This is a genomic window from Ensifer sp. D2-11, from assembly GCF_054161295.1.
Genome location: NZ_CP096433.1, coordinates 1913377 through 1934987, shown reverse-complemented (window position 1 = coordinate 1934987; position 21611 = coordinate 1913377). Strand labels below are relative to the sequence as shown.

Sequence of the window (21611 nt, the reverse complement as noted above, 5' to 3'; positions counted from 1 at the left end):
CTTGATAATTGAGGGAGGAACGACGATGAAAGCCGGACCCGGATTCAGCACGCTTGCAATTCACGCCGGGGCCCAGCCCGATCCGACGACCGGTGCGCGGGCGACGCCGATCTATCAGACGACCAGCTTCGTCTTCAACGACACGGATCATGCGGCCGCACTCTTCGGCCTCCAGCGATTCGGCAATATCTATACCCGCATCATGAACCCGACGCAGGCGGTGCTGGAGGAGCGGATCGCGGCGCTCGAAGGCGGGACCGCCGGGCTGGCCGTTTCCTCGGGGCATGCGGCCCAGCTGCTGGTTTTCCATACGATCATGAGGCCGGGTGACAATTTCGTTTCCGCCAGCCAGCTTTACGGCGGGTCGGTCAACCAGTTCGGCCAGGCCTTCAAGGCCTTCGACTGGCAGGTCCGCTGGGCCGATTCGGCGGAGCCCGAAAGCTTCGATGCGGAGCCCGAAAGCTTCGATGCGCAGATCGACGAACGCACCAAGGCGATCTTCATCGAAAGCCTCGCCAATCCGGGCGGCACCTTCGTCGACATAGCCGCGATCGCTGACGTTGCGCGGCGACACGGACTGCCGCTCATCGTCGACAATACGATGGCGACGCCCTATCTGATGCGGCCGCTCGAACACGGCGCCGATATCGTCGTCCATTCGCTCACCAAGTTCATCGGCGGTCACGGCAATTCGATGGGCGGCATCATCGTCGACGGCGGTACGTTCGACTGGTCGAAATCCGGCAAGTATCCGCTGCTGTCGGAGCCGAGGCCCGAATATGGCGGCGTCGTCCTGCACCAGGCCTTCGGCAACTTCGCTTTCGCCATCGCCGCACGGGTACTGGGTCTGAGGGACTTCGGTCCGGCCATTTCGCCCTTCAACGCCTTCCTGATCCAGACCGGCGTCGAGACGCTGCCGCTGAGGATGCAGCGCCATTGCGACAACGCGCTGGAGGTCGCCAAATGGCTGAAGGGACATGAAAAGGTCTCCTGGGTCCGCTATTCCGGGCTCGAAGACGATCCGAATCACGCCCTGCAGAAGCGCTACTCGCCGAAGGGGGCGGGAGCCGTCTTCACCTTCGGGCTCGCGGGCGGATACGAGGCGGGAAAGCGCTTTGTCGAGGCACTGGAAATGTTCTCCCATCTTGCCAATATCGGCGACACGCGTTCGCTCGTCATCCACCCCGCATCGACCACGCACCGGCAGCTCACGCCGGAGCAGCAGGTCGCCGCAGGCGCCGGACCCGACGTCATCCGGTTGTCGGTCGGCATCGAGGATGTGGCCGACATCATTGCCGATCTCGAACAGGCGCTGGGCAAGGCCTGAGAGGCGTGGAGGCTTCCCATGAGCCATATGCTGAATTTCGATCCGTCTTCCGTCGAGGCTGAGATCGGGGCGCCGGCGCCCGACAGGCTGATTTCTGGAAATCCGGAATTTCGCACCTGGAATTTCGAGGAGGCCGGCGGGCTCTATGCGGGCATATGGGAGGCCACGCCCGGCAAGTGGCGCATCGCCTATGACGAGTGGGAATATTTCCACATCCTCTCCGGTCATTCGATCGTGACCGAAGAGGGCGGGAAACCCCTTCATCTCAGAGCCGGCGACAGCCTGGTGCTGAGACCCGGCTTCAAGGGAACCTGGGAAGTCGTTGAAACGACTCGCAAGGACTACGTGATCCGCGTCTGACGCCGGCCGCCTGGATGCCTGTGGCGGCATGGCGATGAGGAAGTTGGGGAGGGTGTGCTTTACGCCGGTGCCCGCTTGTGGGTGGCGGCATCTCACTTGCGGCGCGGCATGTGAATCGTATCGACGGACGGCATCCGTCCCCACTTCTACCCTCATCCCTGTGCTTGTCACAGGGATCCAGCAGCGCCGCGTCTGCGGCGCCGAACAGTTCTTTAAGCCCAAGGACTTGGGCTTGCTGGATTCCTGTGACAAGCACAGGAATGAGGTTGGGGGAAGGTATGCGTTACGGCAGTGTCGGCTTGCGGGTGTGCGGGCATATTTCACCTGCGGCTCGGCCTGAGGATAGTATCTCCGTATCGACGGACGGCATCCGTCCCCACTTCCACCCTCATCCCTGTGCCTGTCACAGGGATCCAGCAGCGCCGCGTCTGCGGCGCGGGAAGAGTCTTTCAGCCCAAGGACTTGGGCGGCTGGATTCCTGTGACGGCACAGGAATGAGGTTGGGGGAAGGTATGCGTTACGGGCAGTGTCCGCTTGTGGGTGTGCGGGCATATTTCACCTGCGGCTCGGCCTGAGGATAGTATCTCCGTATCGACGGACGGCATCCGTCCCCACTTCCACCCTCATCCCTGTGCCTGTCACAGGGATCCAGCAGCGCCGCGTCTGCGGCGGGGGAAGAGTCTTTCAGCCCAAGGACTTGGTCTGGCTGGATTTCTGTGACGGGCACAGGAATGAGGTTGGGAGAAGGTATGCGTTACGGCAGTGTCCGCTTGCGGGTGTGCGGGCATATTTCAACTGCGGCGCGGCCTGTGGATAGTACCGACGTATCGACGGACTGCATCCGTCCCTCCTTTCGCCCTCATCCCTGTGCCTGTCACAGGGATCCAGCAGCGCCGCGTCTGCGGCGCGGGAAGAGTTCTTTCAGCCCAAGGACTTGGGGTGGCTGGATTCCTGTGACAAGCACAGGAATGAGGTTGGGGGAAGTTAGCGATTTCGAGCCGCCGCTCACCAGACGAGATCGAGCCGCTCCAGACCATGAAAGTGGAAGGCGTCCTTGACCGGCGGCTCGTTCTTGAGCCGCATCCCGGGAAGCCGTCGGAACAGGATCGGCAGCGAAATCTGCAACTCCAGCCGTGCCAGCGGTGCGCCGATGCAGAAGTGCAGGCCGGCGCCGAATGAAAGATTGGCGCCTTCGTTGCGGTCCGGCCTGAACGTATCGGGAGAGGAGAATTTGCGCGGATCGACGTTCGCCGCCCCCAGCATGAGGCCGATCTTGTCCCCTTTCCTGAGGGCGATGCCGTTCTCCAGCTCGATATCCATGAGGGCGTAGCGCTGGAAGATGTGCAAGGGCGCGGCGAAGCGCAGACACTCCTCCACCGTGCGCTCCGTCGCCTTCTCGTCCGAGAAAAGTCCGGCGGGCGAGAGGCCGGACTGCAGGATCGTGCGCACGGCATTGCCGATCTGATGAACCGTCGCCTCGTGGCCCGCATTCAGAAGGAGGACCGTGGTCGAAATCAGCTCCGCGTCCGACAGGCGCTCGCCGTCTTTCTCCGAGGTGATCATATGCGTGAGCAGGTCGTCGGCCGGGTTTGTCCGCTTCCCGGCTATGATCCCTTTCAGGTAGCCGGCGAACTCCGCCGATGCATTGTTGGCGTCGAACTCCGTTTCCAGGCTGGGATTGAACACGTACATCTTCACCATGCGGTGCGACCAGTCGAGCAGACGCGGCGCCGCTTCGACCGGAATGCCGAGCATCCGCGCGATGATGGTTACCGGGATCGTCTCGGCATAGGTCTTCAACAGCTCGGTCTCGCCATCCTTCTCGAAGCCGTCGATCACCGCATGCGAGAGCGCCTCGATTTCCGGCCTGAGCTGTTCGATCTGACGGGAGACGAAGGCGCGGTTGACGAGCGTGCGCAGCCGCGTATGGGCCGGAGGCTCCAGTTCGAGCAGCGAGTGCGCCTCGAGTGCATCGAAATCTTTCAGATGCGGTTTCGGCTCCGGCATGCCGAGTTCTTCCCGGGTCGCGACATGCAGGATCTGTCGGCCGAAGCGACGGTCGCGCAACAGGCTGTTCACCTGCTCGTATCCCGCAAAGAACCACTGCTGCGGCTCTTCCCAGAAAAAGGCCGGACATTGCGCATGGAGCGCCGCGTAGGCCGGCAGCGGATTGCGGAAGAAACGGGGGTTGCGGACGTCAAGGGAGACGCGCCGGGCGGGGCCGTCGATGGTGATACCGGGGGCGATGGACATGATATCGACTCTTCGAATGCTGCAATCGGATGGCGATCCGCATCTCTATTGCGCCATGAGGGCTGACTGCAAGTGCCTCGGCACCGGAAGGAACAACATCGGCGATAGATACTTTTTCGGTAGCACCGCCCGACCTATTTGAGCATGATGCGGCAGCAAGCAGGGAGCGGCATGGCAAAGGCGCAAGGCAATCTATCCGCGGGCATTATGGCGGCGATACGAAAGCGGCGGCCCACGGTCGTCAACCGTGATGCCGCCGTTAACCGCGGCGACATCGTGATCGCCTCCTATAATATCCACAAATGCGTGGGCACCGACGGGCGCTTCGACCCGCCGCGAATTGCGCAGGTTATCGCCGAGATCGGTGCGGATATCGTCGCGCTTCAGGAGGCCGACCAGAGATTCGGCGAGCGCGCGGGGCTCCTGGATCTCGAGCACTTGCGCCGTGAGGCGCATCTTGTCTCCGTTCCGATTTCGCCTTTTAGCGAGAAAGGCCACGGATGGCATGGCAACGTCCTGCTTATCCGTGAGGGTGCGGTTTCCGACGTGCGGCAGCTGAAATTGCCGGGCGTCGAGCCGCGCGGTGCCCTCGTCGTCGATCTCGACCTGAAAGCGGGACCGTTGCGGGTGATCGCCGCTCACCTGGGCCTGCTGCGTCATTCCCGGGCGCGCCAGGCGGAAACGCTTTTGAAGGCGACGGCGGACGGTGCCGGCCGGCCGACGCTGCTGATCGGCGACCTCAACGAGTGGCGCATGGGCAAACGCTCCTCGCTCAGCTTCCTCAGTCCGATATTCGACCCGTCGCATTCAGCCGTTGCCAGTTTTCCCTCGCGCTTTCCGCTGCTGCCGCTCGACCGGGTTCTCGGCAATCCGCATCATCTGGTGACCTCGGTGGCCGTGCACGACACGCCGCTGGCGCGCGTGGCTTCGGACCATCTGCCCGTCAAGGCCTCGATCGATCTCAAGGTTGTCCAGAAGGACGGCCCCGAGGATGAGGAGGCCCGATTGGCCGATGCGGGGCAGGGATAGCGGTGTCGCACGCCTCATAGAAGGCGCAATGGTCGCCGTCGTACTTTGGTTTCTGCATGTTTCACCCTTGATCCGGCTCCGGTGAAACATGCGGCAGGGCAGCATCTGATGTGGTCGTGGGTTGCACTTTTTCTCGTAGCGCTCTGCGGGCTCTTCCTGGTCGCGGTCCTCTATGTCTACGGCTGGTTTGGCCGCAGGCCGCGGACCGAACCCTCATTCGCGCTCCCCATCGGCGGAGACGAGACGGGCATCGATCGGCAATTGGGCCCACTGCTGGGTGCCGCCCACCCCGGCGAGAGCGTGGTCGCGCTCATTTCCGATAACATCGAAGCCTTCGTTGCGCGGGCGCTTTCGGCGCGCCGGGCGGGGCGCAGCCTCGACCTGCAATATTACTACTGGAAGGACGACCTGACGGGGTTTCTGCTGACGCGCGAGATCATCCGGGCGGCCGACCGCGGCGTTCGCGTCCGCCTGCTGCTCGACGATATCAATGCAGGAATCCATGATCGTCTCTGCATTTCGCTCGACGCCCATCCGAATGTCGACGTGCGCCTCTTCAACCCAAGCCGGGCACGAACGGACCGCTTCCGCCGCGGGTTCGAAATGGCGATACGGGCCTTCAGTGCGACGCGCCGGATGCACAACAAGCTGTGGGTTGCCGATGGCCGGCTGGCGATATCCGGTGGGCGCAACATCGGTGATGCCTATTTCGACGCGGCCGAACTGTCGAACTTCCGTGACCTCGACGTCTGGATGGCGGGTCCGGTCGTCGACCAGGCGACGGCCATGTTCGATCTCTACTGGAACAGCACGTCGGTGCTGCCGATCGCAGCCCTCAGGACGCCGCGCAAGCAGTACCTTCCGGCGCTGAGAGAGGCGCTGGACGGGCTGGCGCGCACGGCGGCCGCGCGCTTCTATCTGGAAAGGGTCGCAGACGCGGCGGCTGCGGGTCCCGGCTCATACTGGGGAAGCCGGACCCTCCATCGCAGCGCGGATGTGCGCATGGCGTTCGACCCGCCGGAAAAGGCGCTGATGCAGAAGCGGCAGAACTGGCTGCTGCGCGAACTGTTCCCGCTGATCAAGGGCGCCAGCCGTGATCTGCGGATCATCTCGCCCTACTTCATCCCCGGCGCAGCGGGGACGCGCGTGCTGGCGCTCCTCGCGGGAAAGGGCGCGAGGGTGGCGGTGCTGACGAATTCGCTCGCTGCAACCGATGTCGCGGCAGTGCATGGCGGCTACGTGAAGTATCGCAAAGGGCTGCTTGACGGCGGTGTCGAGCTCTACGAGCTCAAGGAGCGCGGCGATTTCTTCGATCGTCACCGTATGTCGCTGTTCGGAGCGCGAAACGCGAGCCTCCACACCAAGGCCTTCGTCGTCGATGGCCTCTGCGGCTACGTCGGCTCCATGAATTTCGATCCGCGTTCCGCGTCGCTCAACACCGAGATGGGCATCGTCTTTTCCGACGAGGCGCTCGCCGCCGAGCTCCAATCGATATTCGACGAGGAAACGGCGCCGGAACGGAGCTATCGCCTGATGCTGAAGGACGGCCGGCCCGCATGGCGGGATCGGACGAACGGCTCCCTGCGGCTGCTGCGGCGCGAGCCGGACGCAGGCATTCTCCGGCGGCTGATCGCCGGCGTGATCCGCTTTCTGCCGTTGGAGTCACAGCTTTGAGAGGCGACGGAATTTACCGGTCGTTTACCGCGCTATTGCGAATGCCTGTGAGGAAGGTGGCCGGGGGCATGCGCGACGGCATCAAGAATTGGAAAATTGTTCTACCGCCAATCCGCCACGCCGATGAAAAGCTCTGGACCCCGGGCCTGCGACTATTCAGTTTATCGAATGTTCGCGTCTTGAAGTGAAGGGCATTGACACTCTATGTAAGGTCTGAGGCTTATCCGATGATTCCGGTCCGCGAAGGGATGCGGTCCCGATTGATGAAGGTTCGATATGAGAAATCCAGTTGATACGGCCATGGCGCTGGTGCCGATGGTTGTTGAGCAGACCAATCGCGGCGAGCGATCCTACGACATCTATTCGCGACTGCTCAAGGAGCGCATCATCTTCCTGACGGGACCGGTCGAAGACCACATGGCGACGCTGGTCTGCGCACAGCTGCTGTTCCTCGAGGCGGAAAACCCGAAGAAGGAAGTCGCTCTCTACATCAACTCTCCGGGCGGTGTCGTGACCGCGGGCATGGCGATCTACGACACCATGCAGTTCATCAAGCCGGCGGTCTCGACGCTCTGCATCGGCCAGGCGGCTTCGATGGGCTCGCTGCTGCTTGCCGCCGGTCACAAGGACATGCGCTTCGCAACGCCCAACTCGCGCATCATGGTCCACCAGCCCTCCGGCGGGTTCCAGGGCCAGGCGTCCGACATCGAACGGCATGCACGCGACATTCTCAAGATGAAGCGCCGGCTGAACGAGGTTTACGTCAAGCATTGCGGCCGCACCTACGAAGAAGTCGAGCAGACGCTCGACCGCGATCATTTCATGAGTGCGGACGAAGCGCTCGACTGGGGTTTGATCGACAAGGTGATCACGTCGCGCGATGCGGTCGAGGGCATGGAATAGGTTCGAACACGGGCTTTTGTGTCGCCACAGATGTAATTGTGACACATTTGTAATGGCGAAGGGGCTTTATCCGAGGGGCAAAGCCGTTAATATGAATCCTTAATGCTATGTTGGAACAAGGGGCATAGCATTCGGATTTGATGGGGAGAGTCGTTGCAACCGGTGATCGGGCCTCCGCCCGGGACGGTGAGTACTCCCAAGAGCCTTGGGCGGCGCCTGGAGCCGACGTGCAAGGCGAACTGAGTGTCCGTGATATCTTTCCGAAGGTGTCCGGCGTGCTGGAAGGAAGTGGAAATGAGCAAGGTCAGCGGTAGCAACGGCGGTGACTCGAAGAATACCCTCTATTGTTCGTTTTGCGGCAAGAGCCAGCATGAAGTCCGCAAGCTGATTGCCGGACCGACCGTGTTCATCTGCGATGAATGCGTCGAACTCTGCATGGACATCATCCGCGAAGAGAACAAGACCTCGATGGTCAAGTCCCGCGACGGCGTTCCGACGCCGCAGGAGATCATCAAGGTCCTCGACGAATACGTCATCGGTCAGCAGCAGGCCAAGCGCATCCTGTCGGTCGCCGTGCATAACCACTACAAGCGCCTTGCACATGCGGCAAAGAGCAGCGACGTGGAGCTGGCGAAGTCGAACATCATGCTGGTCGGGCCGACCGGCTGCGGCAAGACCTATCTGGCGCAGACGCTCGCCCGCATCATCGACGTTCCCTTCACGATGGCCGACGCGACGACGCTGACGGAGGCCGGCTATGTCGGTGAGGACGTCGAGAACATCATCCTCAAGCTCCTGCAGGCGGCCGATTACAACGTCGAGCGCGCCCAGCGCGGCATCGTCTACATCGACGAGGTCGACAAGATTTCCCGTAAGTCCGACAACCCGTCGATCACTCGCGACGTTTCGGGCGAGGGCGTGCAGCAGGCGCTTCTGAAGATCATGGAAGGTACCGTCGCCTCGGTACCGCCCCAGGGCGGCCGCAAGCATCCGCAGCAGGAATTCCTGCAGGTGGATACGACGAATATCCTCTTCATCTGCGGCGGCGCTTTTGCGGGCCTCGACAAGATCATCTCCGCCCGCGGCGAGAAGACGTCGATCGGCTTCGGCGCGACCGTGCGCGCTCCGGAAGACCGGCGCGTCGGCGAGGTGCTGCGCGAGCTAGAACCGGAAGATCTGGTCAAGTTCGGCCTCATCCCGGAGTTCATCGGGCGCTTGCCGGTTCTGGCGACGCTCGAGGATCTCGACGAGGATGCGCTGATCCAGATCCTGTCCGAGCCGAAGAACGCTCTGGTCAAGCAGTATCAACGGCTTTTCGAGATGGAAGACGTCGAACTGAACTTCCACGAGGACGCGCTGCGTGAGATCGCCCGCCGTGCCATCGTCCGCAAGACCGGCGCACGCGGCCTGCGTTCGATCATGGAGAAGATCCTGCTCGACACCATGTTCGAACTGCCGACGCTGGAAGGCGTTCGCGAAGTCGTCATTTCGGACGAGGTCGTCAAGGGGACGGCGAGGCCGCTCTACATCTACTCGGAGCGTTCCGAGGAGAAGACCAACGTTTCGGCTTGAGGCCACAGTGCCGCGCGTCTTCTCGGGCGCGCAACGCCGCTCACGATTGTTTGAAGAGCCCGCCGCGTGCGGGCTTTTTCATGGTGCGCCGTTGCGATCGTGGCGGCGAAGGGGTGGGGAACCGGCGTTTTGGAGGACGGCTCTGCAGGCGCCGTTCCGGCCCGTTCGCTCGAATGTTTCAGTTCAAAATCATGGTGATCGCACCAATCGATTGTTGCTAAAGTGCCGCAACAACGCGATGATGTGCCGATTCAATGGATGCGTATTTGCGGACCGCGATATCCGGGCAGGTCGCAAGGTCTGCAACAGCATCCGAGCTTAAAGGTCGGGGATTATCCATGAAGGCGGGGATTGCGCCGTACCTTGAAAAGGCCTCTCTTGCACTCCACTTTCATGTACGAAATGTGACAGCCGGGAGTGCCGTAGAGGCTCCCGGAAACGGGCCCGAACATCGGGACGGAAAGGAAATGATATGACGAACAAAACGTCTCCGGCGACTGAAAGCGCGACCTATCCGGTTCTGCCGCTGCGTGACATCGTGGTCTTCCCCCACATGATCGTGCCGCTCTTCGTCGGCCGGGAAAAGTCGATCCGTGCACTCGAAGAGGTCATGGGTACCGACAAGCAGATCATGCTCGTGACCCAGATCAACGCTACGGATGACGATCCGGAACCCTCCGCCATTTACAAAGTCGGCACGATTGCAAACGTGCTGCAGCTTCTGAAGCTCCCCGACGGCACCGTGAAGGTTCTGGTCGAAGGACGGTCGCGTGCCGAGATCGAGCGCTATACGCCGCGTGACGATTTTTACGAGGCCATGGCCCATGCACTGCCCGAACCGGACGAGGATCCGGTCGAGATCGAGGCGCTGAGCCGTTCGGTCGTTTCCGAATTCGAGAGCTATGTGAAGCTCAACAAGAAGATTTCGCCGGAAGTCGTCGGCGTCGCGAGCCAGATCGAAGACTACTCGAAGCTCGCTGACACCGTCGCATCCCACCTGTCGATCAAGATCGTCGAAAAGCAGGAAATGCTGGAGACGACGAGCGTGAAGATGCGCCTCGAAAAGGCGCTCGGCTTCATGGAAGGCGAGATTTCGGTTCTTCAGGTCGAAAAGCGCATCCGTTCGCGCGTCAAGCGCCAGATGGAGAAGACGCAGCGCGAGTACTACCTCAATGAGCAGATGAAGGCGATTCAGAAGGAGCTCGGCGACAGCGAGGACGGCCGCGACGAGATGGCCGAACTCGAAGAGCGCATCTCCAAGACGAAGCTCTCCAAGGAAGCCCGCGAAAAGGCGGATGCGGAGCTGAAGAAGCTGCGCCAGATGAGCCCGATGTCGGCGGAAGCGACTGTGGTCCGCAACTATCTCGACTGGCTGCTGGGCCTGCCCTGGGGCAAGAAGTCGAAGATCAAGACCGATCTCAACCACGCCGAAAAGGTGCTGGATACCGATCACTTCGGTCTGGACAAGGTAAAGGAACGTATCGTCGAGTACCTGGCGGTGCAGGCCCGTTCGTCCAAGATCAAGGGGCCGATCCTGTGCCTCGTCGGTCCTCCCGGCGTCGGCAAGACGTCGCTCGCCAAGTCGATCGCCAAGGCGACCGGCCGCGAATATATCCGCATGGCACTGGGCGGCGTTCGCGACGAGGCCGAAATTCGCGGCCATCGGCGGACCTATATCGGCTCCATGCCGGGTAAGGTCGTCCAGTCGATGAAGAAGGCGAAGAAGTCCAATCCGCTCTTCCTGCTCGACGAGATCGACAAGATGGGCCAGGACTTCCGTGGCGATCCGTCTTCGGCGCTTCTGGAGGTGCTCGATCCGGAACAGAACTCGACGTTCATGGATCACTACCTGGAGGTGGAATACGACCTCTCCAACGTGATGTTCATCACCACGGCGAACACGCTCAACATTCCGCCGCCGCTGATGGACCGCATGGAAGTCATCCGCATTGCCGGCTATACCGAAGATGAAAAGCGGGAGATTGCCAAGCGGCACCTGCTGCCGAAGGCGATCCGCGATCATGCGCTCCAGCCGAACGAATTCTCCGTGACCGATGGCGCCCTTATGGCGGTTATCCAGAACTACACGCGAGAAGCGGGCGTGCGCAACTTCGAGCGCGAGCTGATGAAGCTGGCGCGCAAGGCGGTGACGGAGATCCTCAAGGGCAAGACCAAGAAGGTCGAAGTGACGGCCGAGAACATCCACGACTATCTCGGTGTGCCGCGCTTCCGCCATGGCGAAGCCGAGCGCGACGATCAGGTCGGGGTGGTCACCGGTCTCGCCTGGACCGAGGTCGGCGGCGAACTGCTGACGATCGAGGGCGTGATGATGCCCGGCAAGGGCCGCATGACGGTTACCGGCAACCTGCGTGACGTGATGAAGGAATCCATTTCGGCAGCGGCATCCTATGTCCGCTCGCGCGCGATCGATTTCGGCATCGAGCCGCCGCTGTTCGACAAGCGCGACATTCACGTCCACGTGCCCGAGGGCGCAACTCCGAAGGACGGTCCGTCCGCCGGTGTGGCCATGGCGACGGCGATCGTGTCGGTGATGACCGGTATCCCGATCTCCAAGGACGTGGCGATGACGGGTGAAATCACCCTGCGTGGACGCGTCCTGCCGATCGGTGGTTTGAAGGAGAAGTTGCTGGCGGCTCTGCGCGGCGGCATCAAGAAGGTGCTGATCCCCGAGGAGAACGCCAAGGACCTCGCCGACATCCCTGACAACGTCAAGAACAGCCTCGAAATCATCCCCGTTTCGCGGATGGGCGAGGTGATCGCACACGCGTTGCTGCGGCTTCCGGAGCCCATCGAATGGGATCCGGCAAGCCAGCCGGCCGCCCTGCCGTCCGTTGATTCGCAGGACGAAGCGGGCACTTCGATTGCCCACTGAGGCAGTGCAGATAGGGTGGTAAGTGTGTCCCGCTTGCGCCCTTCGGCCAGAAAAACAAGGAAGACCGGCGTTCTGCCGGTCTTTTTTGTTGTAAAAGCACGCTGCAACCCTTGCATTCCAAGGGATTAGGCGCAATTGGGAATGGCAAGACGTGGGCATTGCTCTCGCAGCCCCGCCTTAAGAAGACAGTCGTTTCGAACCAGCATGAAAGGGGTGGAAACATGAACAAAAATGAGCTCGTGGCTGCCGTAGCCGACAAGGCCGGACTCTCGAAGGCAGATGCGTCTTCTGCCGTTGATGCAGTTTTTGAGACCATTCAGGGCGAACTGAAGAACGGCGGCGACATCCGCCTCGTCGGCTTCGGCAATTTCTCCGTATCGCGCCGCGAAGCCAGCAAGGGCCGCAACCCGTCGACGGGTGCGGAAGTTGACATCCCGGCACGCAACGTGCCGAAGTTCACGGCCGGCAAGGGCCTCAAGGACGCCGTCAACTAATTTACCGATTGAGCGGCGGGTGCCTCCGTCCGCTACTGGTTCATGTTCCATCTGTCGCGATACCGCCCAGGCGGCATTCGGCAGGTTGATTGAGGCCCGGTCATCCGGGCCTCTTTTCATTCCAAGCCTCGCTGTCATCCAGCTGTTACAGGACAGTTGCAAAAGCCTCCCGTCCGACGTTTTCGGACGCACGCGGAAGCGCAAAGGCGTGTCGCGACAAGGAGGGACAGATGAAAGCATTTTCCATCACCACGGCATTGGCCGCGGCGCTTGCCGCATCGACGGCGTCGGTCGTTCAGGCCGAACAGGTATTCAACCGCATCGTGTCCTTTGCGGTGGCCACGAATTTGCCCGAGGGAGCCGAGCGGAACGCGCCGACATCGGCCGAAATCATCACCGCAAGCGAAGACGGCAATACGCTGATCTATTCCGACAGTCCCGGCAAGCGCATCGGGTTCATCGACATCACCGATGCCAAGGCGCCTGAGGCAGGCGGTATCGTCTCTTTCAGCGGGGAGCCGACTTCGGTCGCGGTAGCCGGCGCCAAAGCGCTCGTTGCCGTCAACACGAGCGAAAGCTTTACCAAGCCGTCCGGCGTGCTCGCCGTGGTCGACATTGCCGGGAGGAAGGTGGACGCCACCTGCGATCTCGGTGGCCAGCCGGACTCGGTGGCCGTGAACAAGGATCGGACGCTTGCCGCAATCGCGATCGAGAACGAGCGCGACGAGGACGTCAATGACGGGCAGATCCCTCAGATGCCTGCAGGCGATCTCGTGATCCTGTCGCTGAAGGACGGGGCGGCCGATTGCGCGACGATCAAGCATGTGACGCTGACCGGTCTCGCCGAGGTCGCCGGCGACGATCCCGAGCCGGAGTTCGTTGCCTTCAACGGCAGGGACGAGATTGCACTCACCCTCCAGGAGAACAACCACATCGTCGTCATCGACGGCAAGTCCGCGACCGTGAAGACGCATTTCCCTGCGGGCACGGTCGATCTCGAAGCTATCGACACCAAGCGTGACGGCTCCATCGCCTTCACCGGCGAGCAGGCGGGCCGCAAGCGCGAGCCCGATGCGATCAAGTGGCTCGACGACGATCGTCTGGTCGTCGCCAATGAGGGCGACTATGAGGGCGGGAGCCGCGGCTTCACGATCTTCGACACGACCGGGAAGGTCCTCTACGAATCGGGAGCAGGCTTCGAACGCGCTATCGCGTCGATCGGCCACTATCCGGAAAAGCGTTCCTCGGCGAAGGGCGTCGAGCCGGAAGGCCTGGAACTGGCGCAATTCGGCGAAGACAAGCTTTTCTTCGTTCTGTCCGAGCGTGCCTCGATCGTCGGCGTCTACAAGGATACGGGCGGCGAACCGGAGCTCGTGCAGCTTCTGCCCTCCGGCGTTTCGCCCGAGGGCGCTGTCGCCATTCCCGGGCGCAACCTGTTTGCGACCGCCAACGAGGTCGATCTCGTAGAAGACGGCGGGGCGCGGTCGCATGTCATGATCTACGAGCGCGGCGAGGGGGAGGCTGCCTATCCGCAGATCCGTTCCGTGGAGAAGGACGGGCTGCCCATCGGCTTCGGGGCGCTTTCCGGTCTTGCCGCTGCCGACAAGCCCGGCTTCCTGCATGCGGTCAACGATTCCGTCTTCTCGTCGCAGCCGACCATCTTCACGATCGACGCTACGCAGAAGCCCGCGCTGATCACGGAAGCCCTGCCGATCACCCGTGACGGCGCTCCCGCCCAGAAGCTCGACATCGAAGGCATCGCCAATGATGGCGAAGGCGGCTTCTGGCTCGCTTCGGAAGGCAATTCCGACAAGCTCTACAGCCACGCGCTGCTGCACGTGAACAAGAAGGGCGAGATCAAGCAGGAGATCGCGCTGCCGGAGGAATTGCGCGCCAACGAGATCCGCTACGGCTTCGAAGGCGTCGCAGTCGTGGGCGAAGGGGATGATCAGGTTCTCTGGATGGCTGTGCAGCGCGAATGGAAGGATGACGAGAAGGGCTTCGTCAAGCTCGTCTCCTACAAGCCGTCGAGCAAAGAATGGGGCGCCGTGCGCTATCCGCTTGAAAAGTCGGAGGAAGGCTGGGTCGGCCTGTCGGAAATCTCCGTTCATGGAGACTACGCCTATATCGTCGAGCGTGACAATCTGATCGGCGAAGCCGCCAAGCTCAAGAAGCTCTACCGCGTTGCGCTTGCGGATTTGAAACCCGCGGCGCTCGGCGGGGAACTGCCTGTCGTGAACAAGGAAGAGGTGCGCGACCTCATTCCGGACCTGCAGTCGCTCAACGGCTATGTCGTCGACAAGGTCGAAGGCTTTGCAGTCGACGCGGCCGGCAACGGCTATGTCGTCACCGACAATGACGGCGTCGACGATTCCTCCGGCGAAACGCTGTTCTTCTCCATAGGCGCGATGGACGCCATGTAAGCGTCCCATCCCCGAGAAAAAGGAAGAGGCCGGGACATGACGTCCCGGCCTCTTCCGTTTGACATTCGAAAGGAAGCTCAGAGCGGGATGAGGAAAAGTGTGCGCGGTTTTCCGCCCGCATCCCGCTCCAACCTTTTGGAGTCGATCACGTTCATGTTTTTAGGTCGATCCGACCTAAAAACATCGTGATCTAGCGCGCGACGGCAATCTCGGCGGCTTCCGCTTCTTCCTTGCGCTTGCGGATATCGTCGGTTTTCTCGACGAGTTTGCTGACGATGTCATAGAGTTGGTCGAGTTGCTCGTCGTCGAGCGCCGAAAAGATCTCTTCGATGAGCTGCTTGCGCGGATGTTCTGCAGCCTGAAGTACGGCCCGGCCGGTCTCTGTTATCGAGACGATCTTCGCGCGGCGATCCTCGGGGTCGGGCTTTCTCATGACCAGACGGTCGCGTTCCAGTCCGTCGATCGCCTCGGTAACCGTTCGCGGAGCGAAATTCAGCGCACAGGCTATGTCGGTAGACCGACAGGGTCCGAGCTTGCTCAGGAAGAACAGGAACTTGCTCCTGGCAAGCGATACGCCTTCTTCCGTCATGGACTCGTTCACCAGCCGATGAACGCGATGGTAGAGCTCGAACAGCTTGTCGGAAACCTCGAATGTCTTCTTCATGACCTTATGAGTTATTATGAGGGGCCATGTGAAATGGCAGTGACATTATTGATAGTCACAATTGCCGCATTTGTCGACCAAAACCACCTAAAACTTGGGAATGACCGCCGGCTGTAAGAAACGCTTCCTGCTCGCGATGCCTTTGTTTGTGAAGCGAAGAGTTGCCGGCAGTTGGCGTTGCGATGCTGCTCGCATTCAAGCATTCCGTGGATACCCGGTCCTGCGGCCATTGACGAAAGCGGCGGCGCCGGGCCATGGTCCGCCCGGCCATGCCCTTCCGATTTGTTCACACCGCAGACCTCCATCTCGATTCGCCCTTGCGCAGCCTGGCACTCCGGAATGCGGAGCTTGCCGGGCTCGTTCGAAGCGCGACGCGCAATGCGCTCGTCCGCATCGTCGATCTCTGCATTGCCGAAAGCGTCGATGCGCTTTTGATCGCCGGCGATCTCTATGACGGCAGCCAGACTTCAATGAACACGGCGCTCTTCCTGGCGGGCGAGCTTCGGCGCCTCGACGAGGCCGGCATCCGGACGTTCATCATTCGCGGCAATCACGATTCCCAGTCGCAGGTGACGCGCGAGCTCACCCTGCCGCCTTCGGTGCATGTATTTGCCGGCAAGAGCAGGACGGTTCATGTCAAGACGCTTGCGAACGGCCGCACGGTGCACGTCCACGGCGTGAGCTTTGCCGACCCCCACGCTCCGGAAAGCCTGCTGCCCCAGTTTCATCCGCCGGTCGCCGGCGGCATCAATATCGGCATGCTGCATACCAGCCTCTCCGGATCGGTGGCCCACGACCCCTACGCGCCCTGCAGCGTCGCCGAGCTTCAGCGGCACGGTTTCGATTATTGGGCCCTCGGCCATGTCCACCAGCGGCAGGTGCACTGCGAGAAGCCCTTCATCGTCATGCCCGGCATGCCGCAGGGCCGAGACATCAACGAAGCGGGGACGAAGGGCGTCACGGTCGTGACGATCGACGATGAAGGGCTGGTTGCGCTGGATGAACGGCCGACCGGCACCGCCGCGTTCGAGCGACACGAGATCGACGTGAGCGGGATTGCGGACTGGCGCGACATGCTGGATGCGGTGACCAGTGAATTGATCCTCCTTCGAAAGAACGTGGCGGCGGACAATCTGATCCTGCGCTTGACGCTGACGGGCGCGACGCCGCTTGCCTGGCGCCTCAGGCGCGACGCGGATCTCCTGGAGGCGGAGATCGTCAACATCGCGGCCGGGATCGGCGGATGCTGGATCGAGAACACGGAAATGAGCTGCCAGGCAACCGGCAATGCGGAGCAAAATGCGGCCGATCCGGTCGGCGAACTGGCGGCACTCGTCGAAAACGACGTTCTGCCCTCCTTCGGCTTTCGCGCCGAACTGAGCGGCGTTGCCAAGGAGCTCCTGCAGCAATTGCCGCCTGAACTCAGGCAAGTGCTGGCGGGCGACGAAGAGGCGCTGGAGCGGCTGGCGCTGGAGGCAGCGCTTGCGGGGAGTGCGGATGTGCTGGCGCATCTTCACGGCCGTGCCGGCGCCGGAGGCACCGACTGATGCGGCTTCAGCGACTGGAGCTCGTCCGCTACGGCAAATTCACGGAGCGGCATCTCGATTTCGGCGAGGCGAAGCTGGGCGAGCCGGATTTTCACCTTATCTACGGCCCGAACGAAGCTGGCAAGTCGACCCTCTTCTCCGGCTTCCTCGATCTCATCTTCGGCATAGAACGTTCGAGCCCCTACGGCTTCCTGCATCCCTATCAGACGATGCGGATCGGCGGCATCGTCGCGGCCGGTAACCGCCTGCATCACGCCTACCGCATCAAGCGCAATGCCAACAGCCTGATCGGCCCGGACGAGCAGCCGCTGCCCGACGGCCTGTTTTCCACAGCCCTCGGCTCCATCGACCGGGCAACCTACAGCACGATGTTCTCGCTCGACGACGACAGCATCGAAGAGGGCGGGGAAGCCATACTGAAGAGCGAGGGCGAACTCGGGTCCCTTCTGTTTTCCGCGAGTTCCGGTCTGCCGGACAGCACCGCCGTGCTTGCCGGGCTTCGAGCCGAAGCGGATTCCTTCTTCCGCCCGCAGGCGCGCAAGCACCAGCTTGCCGAACTGAAGGCTGAGCTCGATGCGCTGAAGGCGGAGCGGAACGAGATCGACGTGAATGCACGCGAATATGCAGCACTCCGCAAGGCCCTGGCGAGCATGCGCGCACGCCACGAGGCGGCGGCGAGGCTGCGCAACGAGTTGCGCGCCGACCGGGACAGGATGCGCGGTCAGCGCGACGCCCTGCCGCTTCTCGCGCGGCTTCGCGGCGCAAGGCAGGAGCTTGCCGGGCGGGACTCGTTGCCGGTGCCGCCGGCGGAGTGGCAGGAGGAGTTGCCGGTTCTTCGCCGGCGCGATGCGGAAATCTCCGCGGCGCTCCGGCAGGTGCACGAGGAACTCACCCGGCGGCGCGAAGAGCTTGCCGGGCTGCCTCGGGACGAGCAGGCGCTCGCGATCGCGGAACGGTTCGGGGCTCTGCGTGAAACCGCCCTCGAAGCCCGCTATCTGACGGCCGACCGCGACATGCCGGCGCGTCTGGAGGAACTTGCGAAGACGGCCGCCGAGATCGATGCCTGCCTCGTCCGCCTCGGCGAGGCGGGCAATCCCGATCTCGCCTCGCTCCTGCTGCCGGCGGCGCGCGCCGTCCGCCTGCAGGATCTGGTGCGCCGGCATGCAAGCCTTTCGGAGAGGCTGGCATCGGCGCGGGAGGAGACGGAAACCGCCGAAGGGAACCACGGCGACGCCGAGCGCGAAGTCGCCCGGCTGAAGGAGGGGGCGGCCGACCCGGCGTTCCTCGCCGAACGCGTGCATCTCCTCCGGCAGAGCGATTGCCTGTTGCGCCAGCAGTCGTCGGCAAGAGAGATCGACCGGCTCGAGGCGGCGATTTGCGACAGACTGGATGAATTGCGGCCCTTCGCCGGTACGATCGACGATCTGGCCGCGCTTCCCGCTCCGGCACCGGCCGTCGTGGAAGCGTGGCGGGCCGAGGACCACGCCGAGGCGGAGCGGCGCTTGCGCCTCGCCGACAGGATCGCCGATGAAAGCGAGCGCCAGGCCGGAGACGAGGCGCGCCTTGCCGCCATTGCGGCCAATGGCGGCGTCGTGGATGACGCGGCCGTTTGCGAACTGAGGCGGCGCCGCGATACTGCCTGGCAGAGACATCGTGCCGATCTCGGCGAGCAGACGGCGATCGCATTCGAGACCGCACTGAACGAGCATGATGCAATCACGGCGCTTCGGCTTGCCCAGGCGGAGCGCGTGGCCGAGATACGCAGCCTGACGCTTGCCGTCACCGAGCGGCGCGCCCGCCTACAGTCGCTGGACGCGCAAAGGAAAGCCGCGGAGGAGCAGCGGCAGAGGCTGAGCGCCGAGATCGGCACCGCCGCACGCGCCTGTGGCTTGCCTTGCATAACGGGGCTGCCGCAATTGGAGGCCTGGCTTGCGGCCCGCGCATCCGCGCTCGAATTGCGCGGCGAACTGCGCACCGCGCTGAAGGAGCGCGACCGGGCGGTCGCCGAAGAGAAGGCGGCGGTCTGCAGCCTTCGGGCGGAGCTGGCGCGGCTCGGGATCACCGATTCGCTGCCGGAGCGGCTCGACGCCTTGCTCGCGGTGGCGGAACTTGTCTCCTCCCGCGTCGAGGCCGCATCCGCGGCCTACCGGAATGCCGTGGCGCAGTTCCAACGTGCCTCGGAGGCGCTCGAAAAGCGGCGGGCCGTCTTTGCGGCCGCGGAGGCTGCGATGGCGTCCTGGTGCGGGGAATGGGATGAGGCGCTCGCCGGCACATGGCTTTCCCGGCAGGTGGAGCGGCCGCAGCCGCAGGAAATCGGCCCCGTGCTCGCCGTGCTTCAGGACCTCGACAAGCTGATGCAGAAGAAGGCGGAGCTCGACCATCGCGTGGCGGGCATGCGCAGGGATCAGGCGGCCTTCACTGAAAGCGTCGTGGGCCTGGCCGCGGTACTGGGCGAAGCACAGGCCGGCGATGTTCTCACGCTCTTTTCCGCGGTGCGCGATCGCGTTGGCGCCGCACTTCAGAAGGAGGAGCGCCGCCTGGCGCTTCAGGGCAATATCGAGCGCATGGAGGAGAGCCTCGACTCGCTGCGCGCCGAGGAGCGGCTCCACGCCGCCAACAGGCAGAGGGTCCTCGACTTCTTCGACTGCGGGACTCTCGACGAAGCGGCCGCCTGCCTGGAAGCCGCCCGCGAAGAGCAGCGGCTGCGGCAGAGATGCTGGGAAATGGAAAGCGATCTGGCCGCGCGGCTCGGCGTCGCGACCGCCGCCGAGGCCGAAGCGCTTCTCGCCGAACTCGACGACCGGGAGCTCGGCCTGGAACTCGCGCGGCTCGAGGAGGCGATCGACGCGGCCGACCGGGATGTCAGCGAGCTGCACGCCGATGTCAGGACCCGGGAGAGGGCGCTTGCCGCCGTCGAGGGCGGCGACCGGGTGGCGGAGCTCGAACAGCGGCGCCGCACGCTGCTTCTCGACATCGAGAGCAAGGCGATCGGCTATCTCCGGCTGCGCGCGGGCGTGATCGCCGCCGAACAGGCGCTCAGGCTGTTTCGCGAGCGCCACCGCAGCGCCATGATGCAGCGCGCCTCGCGAACCTTCATGCATATCAGCGGTGGCGAATATTCCGGTCTCTCGACGCAAGCCGACAAGGGCCAGGAATTCCTCATCGCCAATACCGCCGCCGGCGGATCGAAGCTCGCCCGCGATCTTTCCAAGGGCACGCGCTTCCAGCTCTATCTCGCGCTCAGGATCGCCGGCTACCACGAGGTCGCGGCGACGCGGGAGACGCTGCCCTTCATTGCCGACGACATCATGGAAACCTTCGACGACGGCCGCGCCGGCCGCGCCTTCGAGCTGATGGCGGAAATGGCCGATGTCGGGCAGGTGATCTATCTGACCCACCACGAGCATCTTTGCGACATTGCGCGGAGCGCCTGCCCGGGCGTGACGATCCACCGGTTGTAGCCGCTTGCCGGAAGGAGGTAAGCTGCATGCGCCTTGGCCCTGCAACACCCGTCGGCTGGCCCGGCGAAGTCCCTCAAAGGAGGCTCCAATGGAAATCTTCGAATGCGGATCGAGACCCTCGGCGCGCGGCCCGGACGAATATTTCACCGGCTCCGTGCGCGTGGACCCAGCCTTCGAGGCGCCGTCACCCGCACGGGTACGCGGCGCGACCGTGACCTTCGAGCCCGGCGCACGCACCGCCTGGCACACGCACCCGCTCGGCCAGACCCTGATCGTCACCGCAGGCCGTGGCCTGGCGCAGAGCTGGGGCGGGGAACTGCGCGAGATCCGCGCCGGCGACGTCGTCTGGTTCCCGCCGGGAGAAAAGCACTGGCATGGCGCCGCGTCCGATACCGGCATGACGCATATCGCGATTCAGGAAGCGCTCGACGGCAAGGTGGTGGACTGGCTCGAGCATGTGACGGAGGAGCAGTATCGGGGCGGGTAGGGGTCGTGCGTGACGATGTCGAAGGCCCCCGGGCTTATCCACGCTTATGACGGGAGGGGCAACGGAGCTGCTGCGCCGGGTGTTTTCGATTCGTGGCAGCCCCTCATCCCGCTGCCGCGACCTTCTCCCCGTATGACGGGGAGAAGGGGCAAGCCTCGGGCCCGCCGCTCCCCCGTAAGCGGCTGAGGGCAGAGCCACGCCGCGAGTCCCCTTCGCCCCGCTTGCGGGGAGAAGGTGGCCGGCAGGCCGGATGAGGGGCGGGTAGCGGATTATTCGGTCCTACGTAACGATGTCGAAGGTCCCCGAGCTTATCCACGCTTATGGCGGGAGGGATAACGGAGCTGCTGCGCCGGGTGTTTTCGATTCGTGGCAGCCCCTCATCCCGCTGCCGCGACCTTCTCCCCGTATGACGGGGAGAAGGGGCAAGCCTCGGGCCCGCCGCTCCCCCGTGAGCGGCTGAGGGCAGAGCCACGCCGCGAGTCCCCTTCGCCCCGCTTGCGGGGAGAAGGTGGCCGGCAGGCCGG

General features: G+C 63.2%; 14 protein-coding genes. 12 read left to right on the top strand and 2 right to left on the bottom strand.

Features of this window, described 5'->3' with window-relative positions:
* Positions 1–25 precede the first annotated feature (25 nt).
* Together M1D34_RS09370 and M1D34_RS09365 are read left to right on the top strand one after the other, a co-directional pair.
* Positions 26–1327: an O-acetylhomoserine aminocarboxypropyltransferase gene (locus tag M1D34_RS09370; RefSeq protein ID WP_498778794.1), complete on the top strand. Its 1302-nt coding sequence runs from the start codon at positions 26–28 to the stop codon at positions 1325–1327.
* An 18-nt stretch (positions 1328–1345) separates the two neighbouring features.
* Positions 1346–1687 carry a cupin domain-containing protein gene (locus M1D34_RS09365; RefSeq protein ID WP_498778793.1) on the top strand — a complete coding sequence of 114 codons (342 nt, stop codon included), beginning with the start codon at positions 1346–1348 and terminating at the stop codon, positions 1685–1687.
* 1005 nt (positions 1688–2692) lie between these two features.
* Here M1D34_RS09365 and M1D34_RS09360 read toward each other — a convergent pair.
* Complete coding sequence (locus M1D34_RS09360) at positions 2693–3940, bottom strand: cytochrome P450 (RefSeq protein ID WP_003531799.1); 1248 nt, start codon at positions 3938–3940, stop codon at positions 2693–2695.
* A 171-nt stretch (positions 3941–4111) separates the two neighbouring features.
* Between M1D34_RS09360 and M1D34_RS09355 the strand changes: the two genes are divergently transcribed.
* The 7 genes from M1D34_RS09355 (at position 4112) to M1D34_RS09325 (ending at position 14928) form a co-directional block, all read left to right on the top strand.
* The gene (locus tag M1D34_RS09355; protein WP_003531801.1) at positions 4112–4969 is read left to right on the top strand and encodes an endonuclease/exonuclease/phosphatase family protein; all 858 of its coding nucleotides are present in this window, start codon (positions 4112–4114) and stop codon (positions 4967–4969) included.
* Positions 4970–5077: 108 nt separating this feature from the next.
* The gene (locus M1D34_RS09350; protein WP_127515188.1) at positions 5078–6643 is read left to right on the top strand and encodes a phospholipase D family protein; all 1566 of its coding nucleotides are present in this window, start codon (positions 5078–5080) and stop codon (positions 6641–6643) included.
* Positions 6644–6919: 276 nt separating this feature from the next.
* On the top strand, positions 6920–7546 hold the full coding sequence (gene clpP, locus M1D34_RS09345; protein WP_003531805.1) for an ATP-dependent Clp endopeptidase proteolytic subunit ClpP: 627 nt from the start codon (positions 6920–6922) through the stop codon (positions 7544–7546).
* A 294-nt stretch (positions 7547–7840) separates the two neighbouring features.
* Positions 7841–9118: an ATP-dependent Clp protease ATP-binding subunit ClpX gene (clpX, locus tag M1D34_RS09340; RefSeq protein ID WP_003531807.1), complete on the top strand. Its 1278-nt coding sequence runs from the start codon at positions 7841–7843 to the stop codon at positions 9116–9118.
* A gap of 472 nt (positions 9119–9590) precedes the next feature.
* A complete protein-coding gene (gene lon, locus M1D34_RS09335; protein WP_003531808.1) occupies positions 9591–12011 on the top strand; it encodes an endopeptidase La in 2421 nt (806 codons plus the stop codon).
* A gap of 221 nt (positions 12012–12232) precedes the next feature.
* A complete protein-coding gene (gene hupB / locus M1D34_RS09330; RefSeq protein ID WP_003531811.1) occupies positions 12233–12505 on the top strand; it encodes a DNA-binding protein HupB in 273 nt (90 codons plus the stop codon).
* 230 nt (positions 12506–12735) lie between these two features.
* A complete protein-coding gene (locus M1D34_RS09325) occupies positions 12736–14928 on the top strand; it encodes an esterase-like activity of phytase family protein (RefSeq protein WP_013844280.1) in 2193 nt (730 codons plus the stop codon).
* Positions 14929–15118: 190 nt separating this feature from the next.
* Here the strand turns inward: M1D34_RS09325 and M1D34_RS09320 are convergent, their stop codons facing one another.
* Entirely contained in the window at positions 15119–15592 is a 474-nt protein-coding gene (locus M1D34_RS09320) for a MarR family winged helix-turn-helix transcriptional regulator (protein ID WP_003531815.1), read from the bottom strand.
* A 254-nt stretch (positions 15593–15846) separates the two neighbouring features.
* Between M1D34_RS09320 and M1D34_RS09315 the strand changes: the two genes are divergently transcribed.
* The 3 genes from M1D34_RS09315 (at position 15847) to M1D34_RS09305 (ending at position 21087) form a co-directional block, all read left to right on the top strand.
* Positions 15847–17139 carry a metallophosphoesterase family protein gene (locus M1D34_RS09315; protein WP_498778789.1) on the top strand — a complete coding sequence of 431 codons (1293 nt, stop codon included), beginning with the start codon at positions 15847–15849 and terminating at the stop codon, positions 17137–17139.
* Positions 17139–20600: an ATP-binding protein gene (locus M1D34_RS09310; RefSeq protein WP_498778787.1), complete on the top strand. Its 3462-nt coding sequence runs from the start codon at positions 17139–17141 to the stop codon at positions 20598–20600. Before M1D34_RS09315 ends, M1D34_RS09310 begins: the two co-directional genes overlap by 1 nt.
* 88 nt (positions 20601–20688) lie before the next feature.
* Positions 20689–21087: a (R)-mandelonitrile lyase gene (locus M1D34_RS09305; protein ID WP_498778786.1), complete on the top strand. Its 399-nt coding sequence runs from the start codon at positions 20689–20691 to the stop codon at positions 21085–21087.
* The last annotated feature ends 524 nt before the right edge of the window (positions 21088–21611 follow it).